The organism is Aquimarina aggregata (assembly GCF_001632745.1).
GTDB lineage: Bacteria > Bacteroidota > Bacteroidia > Flavobacteriales > Flavobacteriaceae > Aquimarina > Aquimarina aggregata.
Window position 1 is genome coordinate 165140 of the sequence record NZ_LQRT01000035.1, and the last position, 16721, is coordinate 181860.

The window sequence follows — 16721 nt, forward strand, 5'->3', positions numbered from 1 at the left end:
CTATGCGATCACACCCACGGTTCTGGGTTTATAATTCTTAGCCAGTTCGGCTATAGCCGAAATATGTTCTGGTGTTGTCCCGCAACATCCTCCTATTATATTGACTAGACTTTTGTCCATATATTCTTTGATCTGTTCTGCCATTTGTTCTGGTGTTTCATCATATTCACCAAAGGCATTTGGTAATCCTGCATTGGGGTGTGCTGATACTGCAAAATCAGCTTTTTGCGCGAGCACTTCTAAATGCGGTGTCAACTGATTTGCACCTAAAGCACAATTAAAACCAATTGATAGCATAGGAATATGTGAAACTGAAATTAAAAAGGCTTCAGCTGTTTGACCAGATAAGGTTCTACCACTGGCATCGGTTATGGTACCACTTACCATAATTGGGATATCTATATTTTTTTCTTCTTTCACTTCTTCAATAGCGAAAAGTGCTGCTTTCGCATTAAGGGTGTCAAAAACAGTTTCAACTAATAAAATATCTGACCCCCCATCTACGAGAGCTTCTACTTGCTGCTTATACGCTTTCCTTAAGTCATCAAAAGTTACTGCTCGATACCCTGGATCATTAACATCGGGCGACATGCTAGCTGTTCTATTTGTAGGACCAATAGATCCTGCAACAAAACGGGGTTTATGTGGCTCTTTTGCCGTAAACTCATCTGCTACTTCTTTAGCAATCTTTGCCGATTGGTAGTTTAATTCATAGACCAAATCTTCCATTTCATAATCGGCCATTGCTATTGTCGTACCCGAAAATGTATTTGTCTCTACAATATCAGCTCCAGCTTCAAAATACAATGCATGTACTTCTTTTATAGCACCGGGTTGAGTAATGCTTAATAAATCATTATTTCCTTGCACAGGAACATGCCAATCTTTAAAGCGTTCTCCTCTAAAATCTTCTTCTGTAAATTTATGTCTTTGCAACATTGTACCCATTGCCCCATCTAGCACAAGGATTCTTTCTTCTAAAATCTTCTTTATATCTTTCATAGTAATTTCTTAGGTTGATTAAAATCAATCCTAATTTTAAAATATAACAATGAAACATCACTACAACATAGGTGTATCATTATCAAAAATTTATTCCCTTAAAAAAGGAGTTAAATTATATCAAGAAAAATAAATGGAAAATATAGCATAGCTATGAATCTTCGTTATCTAGTCCCAGTGGGATAGAATGTAGCACCTTCTTTATTATATAAAGGGTTGCTAAGGCTTCATAGGGTCTATTCCCTCCACCTTTCTTGATAACAGTAAAAATGTATATGAGCTGAACGATTCCTCGTTCTTATTATTAGACCACAAAGAAAAGACATAGTGGTTTGTTGTGCAAGTTTATTTTGAGATTTTATATATAGAACTCATCTTGACTTTTTCTATTTCCTAAGAAATGGCTAAAATTTATACAGATCGCATCTCATTTTCGGTTAAAAACAAAAAGGCAAGATGAGTTCATAAAGAAAAAGACCTTCTTTTGAGAAGATCTTAAATTTTTAGTATTCGAGATATACTATCTCCAGAGTCGTCCTCCGCCAAACCCTCCGGTATTATGACCTAGAGTTATATAATTTGGTCCTTCTACGTGACCTCTAAGAATTCCACCTGCACTATTAGCACTTCCTTTTGGAACATCTATCCAATCTAACCATAACCCTCCGTAAACATTGCTCCCCCAAGCAATGTTAGACCAAGCGGGTTGTCCGTTTCTAAAATTACGTTCACCAAACCATATAATCTGATTATGAATTTGTCTTATGTAATAAATACCTCCATCATCACCAACCCATCTTCCTGTTAGATTATTCTCATCATTGCGAACACCAAATCCTGCAATTCTTGGGCGCGGTAGATTTGTAGGCTTAGTTGTTTTTGTCCAATTGGATCCCCCAAAATTAGCACCAGAAACTTTTGTGAAACCACTACCAAAACATTTAACGGATAACACTAAACTTCCTAATCCTTGAATACTTCCTTTGGGAACATCATAAAAAGCTCCAGTTATTGTTTTTTCTTCTATAGTGCCTCTAAATACATTTGCCCATATCCCAGATGGATGTTCTCCAAACCAATATATCTTGTTCCCAATATGTCTTACATAATAATGTCCTCCATCATTAGCAGAGTAGTAACCCGATAAATTTGGTATAATTGAACACCAGTCTATATCAATAATATCGATATCTATAATATCAATTCCTTTCTCTTCTAAATACTCTATTTTTGCTTGTTTCAGAAAATCATCTTGCTCTGTAATTATAGCCTCTGATTTTGTATCAAGAATTGCTTCTTTTTCACAATTTGTAAATAATAATACACTTGCTAACAGCGTGGCTAAAACAGGATATTTTAACCCAAAAAAGTTTGTTTTCATAATTATTGATTTTTGTTGCACGCCCTAAAACTAAAACAATAACATTCTATAAAACAGAGGAGAATGCCCTATTAACATCTAAGTGTATTACATTAATTTTAAAGGGTTAAAAGACTGAACAAATACCTTAATTTATGATACTAATGAAATGGAACTAGTTTATTATTCTTATGCTAATATCAAAAAAATCGCAGTAATTCTAGAATTACTGCGATTTACATTATAATACTTACGATCTAAAAGTAATTATTACCTTTTAAAGTGAATATTATTATCTAAAATTTAAACGTTCTAATGTTTCTATATCATTCATTTTAACTTTTAAGATATATATACCATTACTAAAACTTTTTGATCTATCAAATAATTTTAAGTCGTGGCTACCGGCTTTAAAAGTTCCTAAATTACTCTTTAGTACTTGTTGTCCTGCGATATTATATAAAGTAACAGCAATTTTGGTTTCTTCTTGTAATTTAAATGACATATTTAGAGCTCCGTTAGCCTTTATTGGATTTGGGTACGTTGTAACTTTACGCTCTAAAGGTGCATTATCTGTAGTAAACTCTTTAGATTTATTAAGTCCGTTAATAACGAACTTCTCCCATGATCCTATTGCATTTCTATTACAATTAATTCCATTATTACTTCCATTCTCATGACTCACGTATTTACCATTATTTCCTCTAATTGCGTAGACATTACCCCCTTGAGGCACTAGGGTAAATTTTTCCCATGCTCCAACAACATTACGGTTGCAGTTCATAGCTTTTTTACCATCTTCTGAGCTCACATATTTACCATTGTTTCCTTTAAAACTTACAGTACCATTACCTTCAGATTTAACTATAAATTTTTCTTGTCCTCCAGCTGAATTGCTTACGGCTCTCATCGATCTATTCCCATTTTCTGAGCTTATAAATTTATTTATTGACTGCCCTTTCATAGTAACTGTTCCACTAGATCCTGGATCTGGGTTACCTCCACAATTAGAATTACAGTCAACTAATTTATAAGAACGCACCCAGTCATAAAGTGTTGTACGATTAGCTGCAGAATCATTCATACCGTCTGCACCTGCCTTAGGAGGGTTCCAGTCATAAGTCTCTACAACCATTCGTAAATACATTGGAAGATTAAAATCTGCAGCAGGGGTTACTTTATTCACAAACTTACCATCTAGATAAAACAATACCTCAGTTTTACTTTTCCACCACACCCCATAGGTGTGATATGCTTGCCAAGATTGTCCACCAAGTGCAGCTTTAGCTCCTTTTATTCCTACAGGAGTACTATTACAAGAAGTACCTCTACTATGCGTATTAGAATTCATGTTTCTAATCGTATTATTCACCCAATTTGCTCCGTTACTATTAACCCCTACAGTTTCTGTAATGTCAAGTTCTGTAGTTCTAAAATCGCAACCTGTAAACTCGTTTCGTTTATTGATTAACCAAAAAGTAGAAGACATGAATGTTTTATTAGCTTTCATTCGCGTTTCGTAATACCCATACAAACTTCTTGTTTTAGCTCTTACAAGTCCACCGCTGTGGGTCCATCCATTAAATGGGTTTGATTTTTTTGATGCTGAAATTTTAAGGTTTCCACCTGAAACGGATACTGAAGATGTTTCAAATCTTGCAGGTCGTCTACCCTCCCACTGTGGATCATTTATTAACCATTTGGAAGTATTCAATGAATTTCCGTTAAATTCATCTGACAAGACGTCTACTTTTTCCCATTTCTTCCCGTTTGGAGGGGTGGGTTGTGCTATTGTTAGTTGGAATCCAACAATACATAATACCAGTAAAATTGTGTGTTTTAAGTTTTTCATAATTGTTAATTTTATGTGTAAAAAGTTGATATACATAAAATTACTACGAACAACCACATATAAACCATAACAAATGGTTAGAAATCAACCATAAATAATCTAAATATTGTTTAAAAAATTAACTAAATTATTGTCATATACTCCAAAAAACCATTCTTTTTATAACGATATCAAAAAACTGTATTTTATACCATTACTTCCAAAAATTTAAGGGTTACAAAAGTGATACATTAAATAGAAAAAAGGATACAAATGGTGTACATTCGACCTATACCTTAACTTCTATATATTACTCACTTTCTTTTCATCCTTATCCTTTTTAATAACTTAATCATATAGATCTTACATACAACCCGCAACATACAAAGGTTATCTAACGTCTTTATTAAAAAAATGAAGTTAATTGATACATATCATTAAAGTATAAATATTAGTCATAATTCTACGGCTTATGAATGAAGTTTCTTATAAAAAAAATTGGTGGAATCGAAATTGGAAATGGGTACTACCTTTACTATTAGTAACAATATTTACATCTACTTTTTTTGTAATGACAGGAAATGCAGCATTTAGATACGGTTCTGTTTTTATACAGCCAAACCTGATAGAACATGCTTTAGAAAAAGCTAGAAAAAATGATCAAGTAATTAATAAATTAGGTGTACTATATCCTCACGATTTTTTTAGACTTCTAGAGGGAGATGTAGCGTACTCAAATGATACTACTAAAGTTGCTATCACTGTAGGTATTAGAGGCCCTAAAGGAAAAGGGAAATTAGATATTATTGCCTACCGAAATGGACAAGAATGGAAATATGAAAAAATAGTGGTACGAATAAAAAAACCTAAAAAAATAAGTATTATGATTCTGGAGCAAGCTCAATCTCTAATCCATCCAAATCAGTAGTAATAGGTATTTGACAACCTAATCTACTATTATCTTCTACATAAAAAGCTTCAGCTAACATTAAATCTTCGTCCTGCCCCATTTCTGGCAGTTGATGATCTGATAAAACATAACATTGACATGAAGCACACATTGCCATACCACCGCAAGTACCTTCGACAGGTAATTCATAAGCTTTACAAACCTCCATTAAATTCATTGCCATATCAGTTGGCGCTTGCAATTCATGCACTACTCCTTCTCTATCTTTTATTTTTATTGTAATATCTGACATATATCAAAATTTCTATTTGCAAATATAATCAAAGACTAAAGTATAGTACTCTTTTTTTATTGTTATTCTCTCTTGGTAAATAACGAACTTCTATTGCTCTTTTGTAACACAATTTTGTATTCAAAACGAAACAAATTTCTTACATTATTTCTATAATATTTTTCTAATACATCTTTGAAATGTTTTTTTGTTACGGCTTCAACATATTTTAACAACGCTTAATCCATATCACTGATTATCAGTGAATTAAAAACAAAACCTTAATCATTCTAATAATCAATAATTTACATTTTTATTCGAAAAATTGGTCGTTTTTCTTGTAAGTCTATTTTCACGTATACGTCTGAATATTCTATTATTAAACCAATTTAAATATATTCACATGAAAAAACTAACTTTTCAAATTTCGCTATTTCTAATAGCGATTTCGACGTATGGCCAATCCACAGCAATTTATGATGTGGTCTTTACCAGTAACTGGGAAGCTCATGGTCCATTACCTGGGTCAAATGCACATTTTACAGAATTAGTTGGTGCTACCCATAATAGTAACATTACTTTTTTAAGAAATGGAGGAATTGCAACACTTGGAGTCGAAAGAGTTGCAGAGACCGGATCAAATGGCACATTTAATGCTGAAGTAAATACTGCTATAACTGCAGGTAATGCAGATCAGTATATCGAAGGCCCTAATCTTTTTTTTAATGGAACCTTAAGAACGATCACTATAAAAGATCTATCTGTTAATAGTGATTATCCTCTTGTATCCTTACTATCTATGATCGCCCCTAGTCCTGATTGGATGATTGCAGTAAATAGTGTTTCTTTATTAGACAGTTCTAACGAATGGATTCAAAGTATATCTTTGGATATATTTCCTTATGATGCTGGTACCGAAGAAGGAACAACTTATTCTTTAAACAACCCTGCTACAGATCCCAAAGAACCAATCTCTAGTCTTAGAGGTATTGCTCCTTTTAATTCTCAAAAAGTAGGCACATTAGTTTTTACACTAACATCTGTAAATGGTGGTGGTTCTAATGAATGTTCCGGAAATGTAAACACTTTTCCTTATGCAGAAAGTTTTGAAAGTTCTATTGGAGACTGGAGTCAAGCAACAACAGGAGATGATTTAGATTGGACCGTTAATACTAACGGAACCCCATCTAATGGTACTGGACCAAACAGTGCTGCAAATGGAACATCTTATATTTATGTGGAAGCCTCAGGAAATGGAAATGGATTTCCTAATAAAAGGGCAATTCTTAATTCGCCTTGTTTAGATTTATCTAATGTATCGACTCCAACATTATCTTTTCAATACCATATGACTGGTTCTGCAATAGGAAATCTGGCCATAGAAGCTAGAACTAATAATGACGGAGCTTGGACTACTGTGTTTAGTAGAACAGGGGCTCAAGGAACAGACTGGAACATAGCAGAAGTAGATTTATCTAGTTATGCTGGGAATTCTAGTGTACAACTACGTCTTAATACTGTTACTGGAAATAGCTGGCAAGGTGATGTTGCAATTGACGATCTTAGTATAACCGAATCAACCGGAGGTGGAAATACCTGTGAAGCTATTAATTTTAATAATTTTACTGTTAATGCATTCTCTAATCAAGATAACGCAGGAAATTCTTCGATTACTGATCAAGGCGCAAGTCTATCTTTATCAAACAATACTTGGAAATTTATTGCAATGGATTATACTGTAACAGCAAATACTATGATGGAATTTGATTTTAGCAGTACATCTGAAGGTGAAATTCATGGAATAGGCTTTGAAAATGACAATCAATTAACCTCTTCCAGATATTTTAAAGTTTATGGAACTCAAAATTATGGCATTACAAATTATGATAATTATACAAGCGGAACCATCACTTATAAAATACCCGTAGGTGATTTTTATACAGGTAATATGGATCGTCTAGTTTTTATTAATGACAATGATGCAGGTAGTGGTAATGGTTCTGTATTTACCAATGTAAAAATTTACGAAGGTTCTTGCGGAACTACATCAACTAAAAGTTTGGCAACAAACTTGCACAAAACATCTATAATTTTAGGAAATGAAGATGAAGACACAGGAATAGAAATAAAGATTACACCTAATCCAACAACAGATCACTTTACACTTCGTATTCCTGATGTAACTGAAGAAGCGACTGTATCAATTTACTCGATTCAGGGCGACATTAAATCACAAATCAATTTAACTTCTGGAATACACACGATATCTACCAAAAACTTAGCTCTTAAACCCGGTATATATCTTGTTAAAGTGGCGCATAAAGGCAAAGACTTAGTAATGCAAAAATTAATAGTACAGTAATATAATTTATGTTGTTACATCAAAGTGCCTCGATAAATATCGAGGCACTTTTTACTTTTTAATTATATATTTAAATAAAAAATGGCACGAATATGTATTCGTGCCATTTTTTGTGTATCAATTTTTAAGTAATAAACACTATACTATTGCTTTTACTACTTCTTTTTTAGCTTCTTTTTTACTTCCATCAAATCCTTCAACACCACCAACAGTAGTATACTTCATAACGTACTTTTTGTCCGGAAAAATTCTTTGGTATGCACTCTGACACATAATTGCGGCTTCATGAAAACCAGAAAGAATTAATTTAAGCTTTCCTTTATATGTATTCACATCTCCTATTGCATATATCCCTGGGATATTCGTTTGGTAATCGTAAGAGTTATCTACTTTAATTGCATTTTTTTCGATCTCTAGTCCCCAATTTCCTATAGGTCCTAATTTTGGTGATAGACCAAATAAAGGAATAAAGTAATCTGTATCAACATGAATATCACCTTCTGTTTTATGTTTAATCCCAACTCCGGTAACGTGATCATCTCCTTTTAGCTCTTTTACTTCGGCTTCTGTAATTAAGTTTACTTTTCCTAGTTTAGTAAGCTCTGCCACCCGTTCTACAGAATCTAAAGCTCCTCTGAACTCATTTCTTCTGTGCACTAAGGTTACCTCACTAGCTACATCGGCTAAAAATATTGTCCAATCTAGCGCAGAATCACCACCACCAGCTATTACAACTCGTTTATCTCTATAAACTTCAGGATCTCGAATAATATATGCTACTCCTTTATCTTCAAAATCAATAATATTTGGAATAGGCGGTTTACGAGGTTCGAAAGATCCTAATCCACCGGCAATAGCTACTACAGGAGCATTATGCTTAGTACCTTTATTTGTTGTTACTAAAAATGTATCATCTTCAAGTTTTTCGATAGTTTCTGCACGTTCTCCTAAAGTAAAACCAGGTTCAAAAGGCTTAATTTGTTCCATTAAATTATTCACTAAATCTCCAGCTAAAATCTCTGGAAAACCAGGGATATCATAAATTGGTTTTTTAGGATATATTTCAGAACACTGTCCTCCAGGTTGCGGTAAAGCATCTATTAGATGTGTTTTTAACTTGAGTAATCCTGCTTCAAAAACAGTAAATAATCCTGTTGGTCCTGCTCCGATTATTAAAATATCAGTCTTAATCATTTTCAACTTCTTTTTTTCCTATTAATCCTTTAGTAAATTCGTTAAGTGTCTCCACTTTTTCTTCGAAATCACCTTTAATTGTTTTTCTATATTCGTTTAAATTTTTAACTAAATCATCAATATTTTCAGGAACTACTTCCTCAAAAAACTGACGTAGTCTTTTGGCTGTTGTTGGCGACTTTCCGTTAGTCGAAATAGCCACTTTGACATTACCTTTGGTTACAATTCCGCCCATATAAAAATCACAATACGGTGGATTGTCTGCTACATTAACCAGTTTACTTCTTTTCCTGCAGTCTTTATAAACTTTTACATTCACCTCAGGTATATCAGTAGTAGCTATCACAATATGTTTTCCTTTCAAAAAACGTCTATGATACTTCTTTTTAATCATTACAACTCCAAATTTATCTGCTAAAGCGATTGTATCTTTTCTGAACATAGGTGAAACTATGGTCACTTTGGCATCTGGACTTGATTTTAATAAGAACGTAAGTTTTTCTTCTGCGACATTACCCCCTCCTACAATTAGGATTTCAAGGTTTTTGACTTTTAAAAAAACCGGATATAAATTATTTCTCTCTTCCATCTTTATAGCTATCCTGAACTATCAAGATACAATTTCTTCTTTTACTTCTTTGTAAATCGAAGCTAATTTTACTCTTTGCTTCACTACTTCACCTATAACAATTATAGCCGGGGATGATAGTTTTTTCTCTAAAACTACTTTCTCAATAGTCTTTATCGTACCAAATCCAAATTGCTCATTATCTTTGGTTCCGTTTTGTATAATTGCGACTGGAATATCTTCTTTATTTTCGGCTGCAAATATACTAACTATTTCAGATAACTTACTCATTCCCATTAAAATAACCACAGTTGCATTTGATTTAGCTGCCAGGCAAACATCCTGTGATAGTTTATGAGCTTTGGTAGTTCCTGTAATCACCCAAAAACTTTCTGAAAATCCTCTTTTAGTTAATGGTATCCCTTGATATGCAGGTACTGCATAAGAAGATGATATCCCCGGAACCATATATGTTTTTATTCCAAATTCTTGTACATAATCAATTTCTTCTGCTCCTCGTCCAAAAATAAACGGGTCACCGCCTTTTAACCTTACAACGTGTCCATGACTTTTAGCCCTGTTAACTATAAGATCATTGATTTGTTCTTGTTGATAGGCATAACATCCTTTTCGTTTGCCCACAAATATTTTCTCTGCATTAGGAGCATATTGCAGCAATGATTCATTAATGAGCGCATCATACAATACCACATCTGCAGATTCTAAAGCTTTAATTGCCTTTAACGTAATTAAGTCTGGATCTCCTGGTCCAGCTCCAACTACTGTCAATTTAGGTATTTTAATATTTGTTCTCATTCTTTAATCTATCTATTACTCGTTACCTGAAAACTATTCAAGTTGATAAAGATATTACACATTTTCTACTTCAAGAGCTCTAAACGCTTGCACTTTTTGTAAAAATTGCTCTGCTTTTTTGATATAATCTACTGCAAAGTCCTTGCTTGGTGCATTTTTCTGAAGTTGATATATCAAATCAGCAAATGTTCCTTCTAACTTTATTTTACCACTTGCTACAAATTCTTCATCAAACTGACTTATAATTCCTGCATGCGTATTTGTTTTCTTATTTTCTGCAAGTAATAATGCTTTTGCCGAGTTTACAAGAGAGCTATAGGCATGATATATAGCATCAGAATAAATCTCGTTTTCAAAAGAATACTTTGCGTTAGCAATTTTTTCTTCACTTTCTAAAAATAAAGTTGCGATTAAATCAATCACCACTCCAGCACATTCTCCTATTCCTATTGCTTTTACGTATTCTTCTTCTGTACCCCAATCGATAAAGTCTTCTTGAGTCAAGTTTTCTACATTTGATAAATCGGTAAGAAAATCATAAAAATATTTCTCTCCTTTATCTTCATAATACTCTACAAAAGTTTTATCATTTGCATTTGCTTCAAAATCATTTAAAATTCTACGCAATGCTTCAGGTCCTCTTCTACTTGGTATTTTTACAACTTTATCTGCAAAACGTCCTTTACCATCTCCTAAGTTTCCACCTCCTAATAACACTTGTAATGCTGGGGCTACTAATTTATCTTTAGTACGAACAGACATTCCTTGAAAACCGATATTAGCCATATTATGTTGCCCGCAAGCATTCATACATCCACTAATTTTGATTACCAAATCTTCTTTTTCTAAGTATTGAGGGTATTCTGTTTTGATCACGCGTTCTAGTTCTTCTGCAATACCAGTACTACTTGCTATTCCTAAATTACAAGTATCTGTTCCTGGACAAGCTGTGATATCTACTGCTTTGTTATATCCTGCTTCTACAAATCCTAATTTTTCTAATTCTTGATAGAAAAGTGGTACTAAATCTTCTTTTACAAAAGGAATTAAAATATTTTGTCGTAACGATAATCTAATTTCTCCTGCCGCATATTTATCTACGAGATCAGCTAATAACCTAGCTTTATCCGTATAGAAATCTCCTAGTAAAACTTTAATTCCTATCGCTACATACCCTTCTTGTTTCTGTGGAATTACATTTGTGGTTTTCCAGAGGTCAAAAGATTGTTGATTTTTAATTTTTACTACTGGCGCCTCTACAGATACTGGCTTAGAAACTTTATACGCTTCTGCATCTATGGCAACTGTCTTTTGTGCAATTGCTTTTTGCTCTGCTTCTACTAATTCTTTAAATGCTTCTACTCCTATATCTTTTACTAAGAATTTCATTCTTGCCTTAGCTCTACTTTTACGTTCGCCATGACGATCAAACACTCTTAATACTCCTTCCATTAAAGGAATAATTTTATCTGTAGGTAAAAAGCTATACAATTCATCTGCATGTCTTGGTTGTGAACCTAAACCTCCTGCCAGCATTACTTTAAAACCTCTAACTCCATTTTCGATTTTAGCAATAAAGCCTAAATCATGCATATAAGATAAGCCTGTATCTTCTTCGGTTCCTGAAAAGGAAACCTTGAATTTACGTCCCATTTCTTGGGATATAGGATTTCTTAAAAAGAAACGAAATAATGCATCTGCATATGGTGACACATCAAATGGTTCTTTTGGATCTATACCTGCAGTTTCTGAAGCTGTCACATTACGCACCGTATTACCGCAAGCTTCTCTTAAAGTAATATCATCTCTTTCTAATTCTGCCCAAAGTTCTGGAGTTCTATTTAGATCAACATAATGAATCTGAATATCCTGACGTGTTGTGATGTGTAATCTTCCTCTCGAATACTCATCAGACACCTCACTAATTCGTCTCAATTGATTACTTAACACTTTACCATAAGGTAATTTGATACGAATCATTTGTACACCTTCTTGTCGCTGTCCGTAAACACCACGTGCCAGACGAAGACTACGAAATTTCTCTTCATCAATCTTACCCTTATGAAATTGCTCAATTTTATTCGCTAATTCTATAATGTCTTTTTGGACAATTGGGTTTTCTATTTCTGTTCTAAAACTTTGCATCTTTTTTCGTATTTCATTACTTTAAAAAAGCCCATAATTATGACTTTTGTGTAAAGATTTTTTTATTCTAAAATTCCTGTTTTTCTTCCTCTCGACAAAAGACTTTTATCACTCAATAAAGCCCACTCCCGAAGTGTTATTTGTTTGAGAATCTATCAATATAAACGAGCCTGAAGCTTTATTCTTACTATAAGAATCGATAGCTAAAGGTTTGCTTAACTGTATTTGTACTTTTCCTATTTCGTTTAAACTCAATGAATTTTTATCGGTATCCTCTCCAGAAAAATCGGTAGCCACAGTACCACTTATATTTTTAACTTTTGCTAGTATTCGACTACTACCACTTTGGATAAAATAATTTGTCCCTGGATTTAGATTTTTACTATCCATCCAACATACTGTAGCGGTTAATTGTTTTTCTACTCTTGGTTTTTCTGAAGATTTCACAATCATATCTCCTCTACTTACATTTACATCATCTTCTAGAGTTACGGTACATGAACTTCCTCTACCTGCGGTATCAAATTTTTGATCAAAAAAGAAAATCTCTTTTACTTTTGATGTAGTTAATGATGGTAATACTGTCACCTCATCACCTACTGATAAATCTCCTCCATACAATTTACCTGCATACCCTCTAAAGTCATGAAACTCATCTTTCTTAGGTCGTATTACAGTTTGAATTGGAAAACGCACTTCTGCTTTCTCATATACATCTTGTGCATCTAGTTTTTCTAAATGTTCAAGCAATGTCTGCCCTTTATACCAAGGAGTATTTTGAGAAGCATCTACGACATTATCTCCTTGTAAAGCACTTACTGGTATAAATGTTATATTTTGTTCTTTATAATCACTTTTCTCTATTAATTTTTCAAAATCAGCTTTTATAGCTTCATACTTTTCTTGAGAAAAGTCTACTAAATCCATCTTGTTAACTGCAACAATTACATCTTTTACTCGAAGTAAATTATTGATAAAAAAGTGGCGGTATGTCTGTTCTATTACCCCTTTACGTGCATCGACTAAAATAATCGAAGCTTGTGATGTAGAAGCACCGGTAACCATATTTCTTGTATACTCGATATGCCCTGGAGTATCAGCAATTATATAACTTTTTGTTCGCGTTGAAAAGTAGATATGGGCAACATCAATAGTAATACCTTGTTCTCTTTCTGCAACTAATCCATCTGTTGCTAATGAAAAATCAAGATAATCAAAACCATTAGCTTTACTTCTAGTTTCTATCGCCTCTAATTTATCTGTCGTTAATGACTTTGTATCATATAAGATACGACCAATTAAAGTACTTTTTCCGTCATCTACACTTCCTGCAGTTGCTATTTTTAATACGTCCATAGCTATTATTATTTCTCCTTTTGGGAGTAGTATTCTTTATTATTTTTTATCACTATTCTGTATTTCAGTTTTTACTGAAATCAAAAAGAGTATTTTTTTTTTAAAAATATCCTTGTTGTTTACGCTTTTCCATAGCAGCCTCAGATCGTTTATCATCTATACGTGCTCCTCTTTCTGAAATTGTAGATTCTCTAATTTCTTCTACAACTTTGTCGATTGTAATAGCGTCAGAAAGAACAGCTGCTGTACAAGACATATCTCCTACGGTACGAAAACGCACCATTTTTTCTTCTACTACCTCATCATCTTCACGATATACCACATCATCCTCGGCAGACCAAATCATACCATCTCTTACAAAAATCTTACGCTTATGCGCGAAATAGATTGAAGGAATTTCGATATTTTCTTTTTCGATATAACTCCAAACATCTAATTCTGTCCAGTTACTAATTGGAAACACTCTTACGTTTTGTCCTAAATCAATTTTACCATTAAGGTGATCAAACAACTCTGGTCGTTGGTTTTTTTCATCCCATTGTCCAAAATCATCTCTTACAGAAAAAATACGTTCTTTGGCTCTTGCCTTTTCTTCATCTCTTCTGGCTCCACCTATAGCTGCATCAAATTTAAATTCTTCTAATGCATCAAGAAGTGTTGTTGTCTGAAGACTATTTCTACTAGCATATTTTCCTTTTTCTTCTATTACTTTTCCTTGATCTATAGAATCTTGCACATTACGCACTATAAGTTCTACACCTAATTCTTTAGCTAGTCTATCTCTAAATTCTATTGTTTCAGGGAAATTATGACCTGTATCTATATGTAATAATGGAAATGGTATTTTACCCGGATAGAAAGCTTTTTGTGCTAACCTAACCAAAGTAATAGAATCTTTTCCTCCAGAAAAAAGCAATACTGGTTTCTCAAATTGTGCTACTACTTCTCTAAAAATATAAATTGCTTCACTCTCTAAAGGATTTACCGTTAGCTTTTTTATATCTGTCACTTGTTCTTTTATATTTTCTATCACTTCCATGTAACTTCTTTTCTATTGCGTTTTTTGATACTATTTTTTCTTAATTAACTAGTGTGCAATCCACACTCTCTATTTTCTAAGACTTTAGTTGGATCAAAATATTTAAATTCATTAGGTAGTTTATTTTCTTCTAAATAAACGTCTAATTCTGCATCACTATAATAATAGAAAGGACTAACTTTTAAAACCCCATCTTTACCCATACTCAAAATATCCAATGAATCCCTAAGAGCAGTTTGCCCCTTTCTTAAATTTGTAAACCAAACATCTGGTTTGAAATCATTCATAGCTCTCTTGAAAGGTTCTAGTTTTACTTGTTCAGTAAAAACTTTATGTTGAGGATCATCTATATCAGGAATACCCATAACTACATCTCTATGTGCTGTTGTTTGTTTAGGCACATACAGTTGTACATTTAAACTCAACAACTCAATTACTTCCTCAGCATGTCTATATGTATTAGGAGTATTATATCCAGAATCGCACCATATCACAGGCATATCTGACAATCCTTTGGCACAAACATTAAGTATAGCAGCTTCATAAGGTCTGAAATTAGTGGTCACAACAGGATTTTTAGCATTACTAACGGCCCATTGTACAATTTCTAAAGGAGTTTTATCCTTTAGTGTTTTATTTAAGTCTTTTATTGTATTTTCTGTCAAACTCATAATCAAAATTACTTTTCTTTTTAAGCAATTACTTTCCCCATTTTATGCGATTCCATATTCTCTCATGGAAAAAGTACAGAATCATTTTAGTTACAAAATCAATAGACGCAATTGAAGTTGCCAGAGCAATCTCACCAGTAAGAATATATGATACAATTAATGTATCTAATGTTCCTATTACTCTCCAGCTTATCGCCTTAACAATACTACGCAATGGTTTCTCTGAGGATTTATCATCACTGTACGTTGTTTTTCGCGTAGCTACTTTATCTAATATCATTTGATCTACAATCATTTTTTTTAAAAATTCTATTACCCTATCGGAATAGTAGATTATTAAACAAATATATACATATTATCCGTTTATTAGTCCTAAAAAAATCAGAATCTTACTCAATTTGAAAGAATTATGATATTATTAATAAAAACCCTACTTAATTAGTAGATTAATAAGTCATATACGAAAATCATTATTATTATTTAACTTTTAAACAGGATGTAAATCTTAAAAAAACTTTAAAAACAATGTCATATATTTACCAAAACCACTTAGCTGTACGCTATTTAAAACAATATGCTTCTCTTTAGACCGTTGATTTAACATAACCCTAATTATAAAATTATCATGAAAAAATTAGCCCTTTATTTATTCCTTGCCGGTACAATTCCCGCATTGTTTGTTTCATGTAGTAGTGATGATGACAATCCTATAGAAATTAATGAATCCTTTATTCCTGGTGAATGGGACTTAACAGAAACCAAATCTGAAAATGGTAAAGTAACTGGTACTTTTCAAGGTATTCCTGTTAGTGGGGATTATAGTGTAACAGGTAAAGATTATACTGCAAAGGTAAATTTTACTGAATCTACAGTTGCAAACGAACCTAATACACTTACTGGCTCTGGAGGTTTTACACTAGTTGCAGAAGTAACTATACCCACTCAAGATCCTATCTCGGTAGAAAGAAATGTTCCAGAATTTATAGGAGGAGGCGAATGGACTATTGAAAACAACAACCTTAATGTTACTGTTCAAGGAGAAACAGTATCTTATGAAATTACAGCCCTTAGTGCACAGTCTATGACACTTAAAGCAACATTAGATCAAGACGAAACTATAGAAGGAACTACTTTTAGAATAACAGGAGATCAGTTTTTTGTACTAACGAAACAATAACAAAAACTCCGTAAACAAT

General features: G+C 33.1%; 15 protein-coding genes and 1 riboswitch. Of the genes, 3 read left to right on the forward strand and 12 right to left on the reverse strand.

Annotated features, from left to right (window positions below; all coding sequences use genetic code 11):
- The 3 genes from AWE51_RS19015 to AWE51_RS19025 form a co-directional block, all read right to left on the reverse strand.
- Nucleotides 1-1002: a homocysteine S-methyltransferase family protein gene (locus AWE51_RS19015; RefSeq protein ID WP_066316832.1), complete on the reverse strand. Its 1002-nt coding sequence runs from the start codon at nucleotides 1000-1002 to the stop codon at nucleotides 1-3.
- A gap of 161 nt (nucleotides 1003-1163) precedes the next feature.
- Nucleotides 1164-1266: riboswitch (SAM riboswitch) on the reverse strand.
- A gap of 256 nt (nucleotides 1267-1522) precedes the next feature.
- Nucleotides 1523-2383 (reverse strand): hypothetical protein, encoded by an 861-nt coding sequence (locus tag AWE51_RS19020; RefSeq protein WP_066316833.1) that lies wholly within the window; start codon nucleotides 2381-2383, stop codon nucleotides 1523-1525.
- A gap of 271 nt (nucleotides 2384-2654) precedes the next feature.
- Nucleotides 2655-4214: a family 16 glycosylhydrolase gene (locus AWE51_RS19025; RefSeq protein WP_066316835.1), complete on the reverse strand. Its 1560-nt coding sequence runs from the start codon at nucleotides 4212-4214 to the stop codon at nucleotides 2655-2657.
- Between the two features lie 451 nt (nucleotides 4215-4665).
- Here AWE51_RS19025 and AWE51_RS19030 point away from each other — a divergent pair, with 451 nt between their 5' ends.
- Nucleotides 4666-5121, forward strand: a complete 456-nt coding sequence (locus AWE51_RS19030) for a cytochrome c oxidase assembly factor Coa1 family protein (protein WP_066316838.1) — start codon at nucleotides 4666-4668, stop codon at nucleotides 5119-5121.
- On the opposite strand, the gene AWE51_RS19035 is transcribed toward AWE51_RS19030, so the two are convergent.
- Entirely contained in the window at nucleotides 5075-5395 is a 321-nt protein-coding gene (locus AWE51_RS19035; protein ID WP_066316840.1) for a 2Fe-2S iron-sulfur cluster-binding protein, read from the reverse strand. The two genes, AWE51_RS19030 and AWE51_RS19035, sit on opposite strands and share 47 nt — an antisense overlap.
- Before the next feature lie 382 nt (nucleotides 5396-5777).
- Here AWE51_RS19035 and AWE51_RS19040 point away from each other — a divergent pair, with 382 nt between their 5' ends.
- The gene (locus tag AWE51_RS19040) at nucleotides 5778-7736 is read left to right on the forward strand and encodes a spondin domain-containing protein (RefSeq protein ID WP_066316842.1); all 1959 of its coding nucleotides are present in this window, start codon (nucleotides 5778-5780) and stop codon (nucleotides 7734-7736) included.
- A 138-nt stretch (nucleotides 7737-7874) separates the two neighbouring features.
- On the opposite strand, the gene AWE51_RS19045 is transcribed toward AWE51_RS19040, so the two are convergent.
- From AWE51_RS19045 to AWE51_RS19080, 8 genes are all read right to left on the reverse strand, one after another.
- Nucleotides 7875-8930 (reverse strand): NAD(P)/FAD-dependent oxidoreductase, encoded by a 1056-nt coding sequence (locus AWE51_RS19045; protein ID WP_066316844.1) that lies wholly within the window; start codon nucleotides 8928-8930, stop codon nucleotides 7875-7877.
- On the reverse strand, nucleotides 8923-9519 hold the full coding sequence (locus AWE51_RS19050; RefSeq protein ID WP_066316851.1) for a precorrin-2 dehydrogenase/sirohydrochlorin ferrochelatase family protein: 597 nt from the start codon (nucleotides 9517-9519) through the stop codon (nucleotides 8923-8925). The genes AWE51_RS19045 and AWE51_RS19050 overlap by 8 nt, the downstream gene beginning before the upstream one ends.
- Before the next feature lie 21 nt (nucleotides 9520-9540).
- On the reverse strand, nucleotides 9541-10314 hold the full coding sequence (cobA, locus tag AWE51_RS19055) for a uroporphyrinogen-III C-methyltransferase (protein ID WP_066316853.1): 774 nt from the start codon (nucleotides 10312-10314) through the stop codon (nucleotides 9541-9543).
- A gap of 54 nt (nucleotides 10315-10368) precedes the next feature.
- Entirely contained in the window at nucleotides 10369-12459 is a 2091-nt protein-coding gene (locus AWE51_RS19060; RefSeq protein WP_066316855.1) for a HEPN domain-containing protein, read from the reverse strand.
- Between the two features lie 108 nt (nucleotides 12460-12567).
- Nucleotides 12568-13815 carry a sulfate adenylyltransferase subunit 1 gene (locus AWE51_RS19065; protein WP_066316857.1) on the reverse strand — a complete coding sequence of 416 codons (1248 nt, stop codon included), beginning with the start codon at nucleotides 13813-13815 and terminating at the stop codon, nucleotides 12568-12570.
- Nucleotides 13816-13915: 100 nt separating this feature from the next.
- On the reverse strand, nucleotides 13916-14854 hold the full coding sequence (gene cysD / locus AWE51_RS19070; protein ID WP_066316864.1) for a sulfate adenylyltransferase subunit CysD: 939 nt from the start codon (nucleotides 14852-14854) through the stop codon (nucleotides 13916-13918).
- A gap of 44 nt (nucleotides 14855-14898) precedes the next feature.
- On the reverse strand, nucleotides 14899-15525 hold the full coding sequence (locus tag AWE51_RS19075; protein WP_066316867.1) for a phosphoadenosine phosphosulfate reductase domain-containing protein: 627 nt from the start codon (nucleotides 15523-15525) through the stop codon (nucleotides 14899-14901).
- A gap of 28 nt (nucleotides 15526-15553) precedes the next feature.
- Nucleotides 15554-15820, reverse strand: coding sequence for a DUF2061 domain-containing protein (locus tag AWE51_RS19080; protein WP_198403850.1), 267 nt, complete (start codon nucleotides 15818-15820; stop codon nucleotides 15554-15556).
- Nucleotides 15821-16150: 330 nt separating this feature from the next.
- Between AWE51_RS19080 and AWE51_RS19085 the strand changes: the two genes are divergently transcribed.
- On the forward strand, nucleotides 16151-16702 hold the full coding sequence (locus AWE51_RS19085; RefSeq protein WP_066316869.1) for a hypothetical protein: 552 nt from the start codon (nucleotides 16151-16153) through the stop codon (nucleotides 16700-16702).
- Nucleotides 16703-16721: the final 19 nt, after the last annotated feature.

Coding starts and splice junctions, on each gene's coding strand:
- AWE51_RS19025 (WP_066316835.1), bottom strand. CDS start 4,214: ATGAAAAACTTAAAACACACAATTTTACTGGTATTATGTATTGTTGGA.
- cobA (WP_066316853.1), bottom strand. CDS start 10,314: ATGAGAACAAATATTAAAATACCTAAATTGACAGTAGTTGGAGCTGGA.
- AWE51_RS19075 (WP_066316867.1), bottom strand. CDS start 15,525: ATGAGTTTGACAGAAAATACAATAAAAGACTTAAATAAAACACTAAAG.
- AWE51_RS19060 (WP_066316855.1), bottom strand. CDS start 12,459: ATGCAAAGTTTTAGAACAGAAATAGAAAACCCAATTGTCCAAAAAGAC.
- AWE51_RS19045 (WP_066316844.1), bottom strand. CDS start 8,930: ATGATTAAGACTGATATTTTAATAATCGGAGCAGGACCAACAGGATTA.
- AWE51_RS19050 (WP_066316851.1), bottom strand. CDS start 9,519: ATGGAAGAGAGAAATAATTTATATCCGGTTTTTTTAAAAGTCAAAAAC.
- AWE51_RS19030 (WP_066316838.1), top strand. CDS start 4,666: ATGAATGAAGTTTCTTATAAAAAAAATTGGTGGAATCGAAATTGGAAA.
- AWE51_RS19035 (WP_066316840.1), bottom strand. CDS start 5,395: ATGTCAGATATTACAATAAAAATAAAAGATAGAGAAGGAGTAGTGCAT.
- AWE51_RS19085 (WP_066316869.1), top strand. CDS start 16,151: ATGAAAAAATTAGCCCTTTATTTATTCCTTGCCGGTACAATTCCCGCA.
- cysD (WP_066316864.1), bottom strand. CDS start 14,854: ATGGAAGTGATAGAAAATATAAAAGAACAAGTGACAGATATAAAAAAG.
- AWE51_RS19080 (WP_198403850.1), bottom strand. CDS start 15,820: ATGATTGTAGATCAAATGATATTAGATAAAGTAGCTACGCGAAAAACA.
- AWE51_RS19040 (WP_066316842.1), top strand. CDS start 5,778: ATGAAAAAACTAACTTTTCAAATTTCGCTATTTCTAATAGCGATTTCG.
- AWE51_RS19065 (WP_066316857.1), bottom strand. CDS start 13,815: ATGGACGTATTAAAAATAGCAACTGCAGGAAGTGTAGATGACGGAAAA.
- AWE51_RS19015 (WP_066316832.1), bottom strand. CDS start 1,002: ATGAAAGATATAAAGAAGATTTTAGAAGAAAGAATCCTTGTGCTAGAT.
- AWE51_RS19020 (WP_066316833.1), bottom strand. CDS start 2,383: ATGAAAACAAACTTTTTTGGGTTAAAATATCCTGTTTTAGCCACGCTG.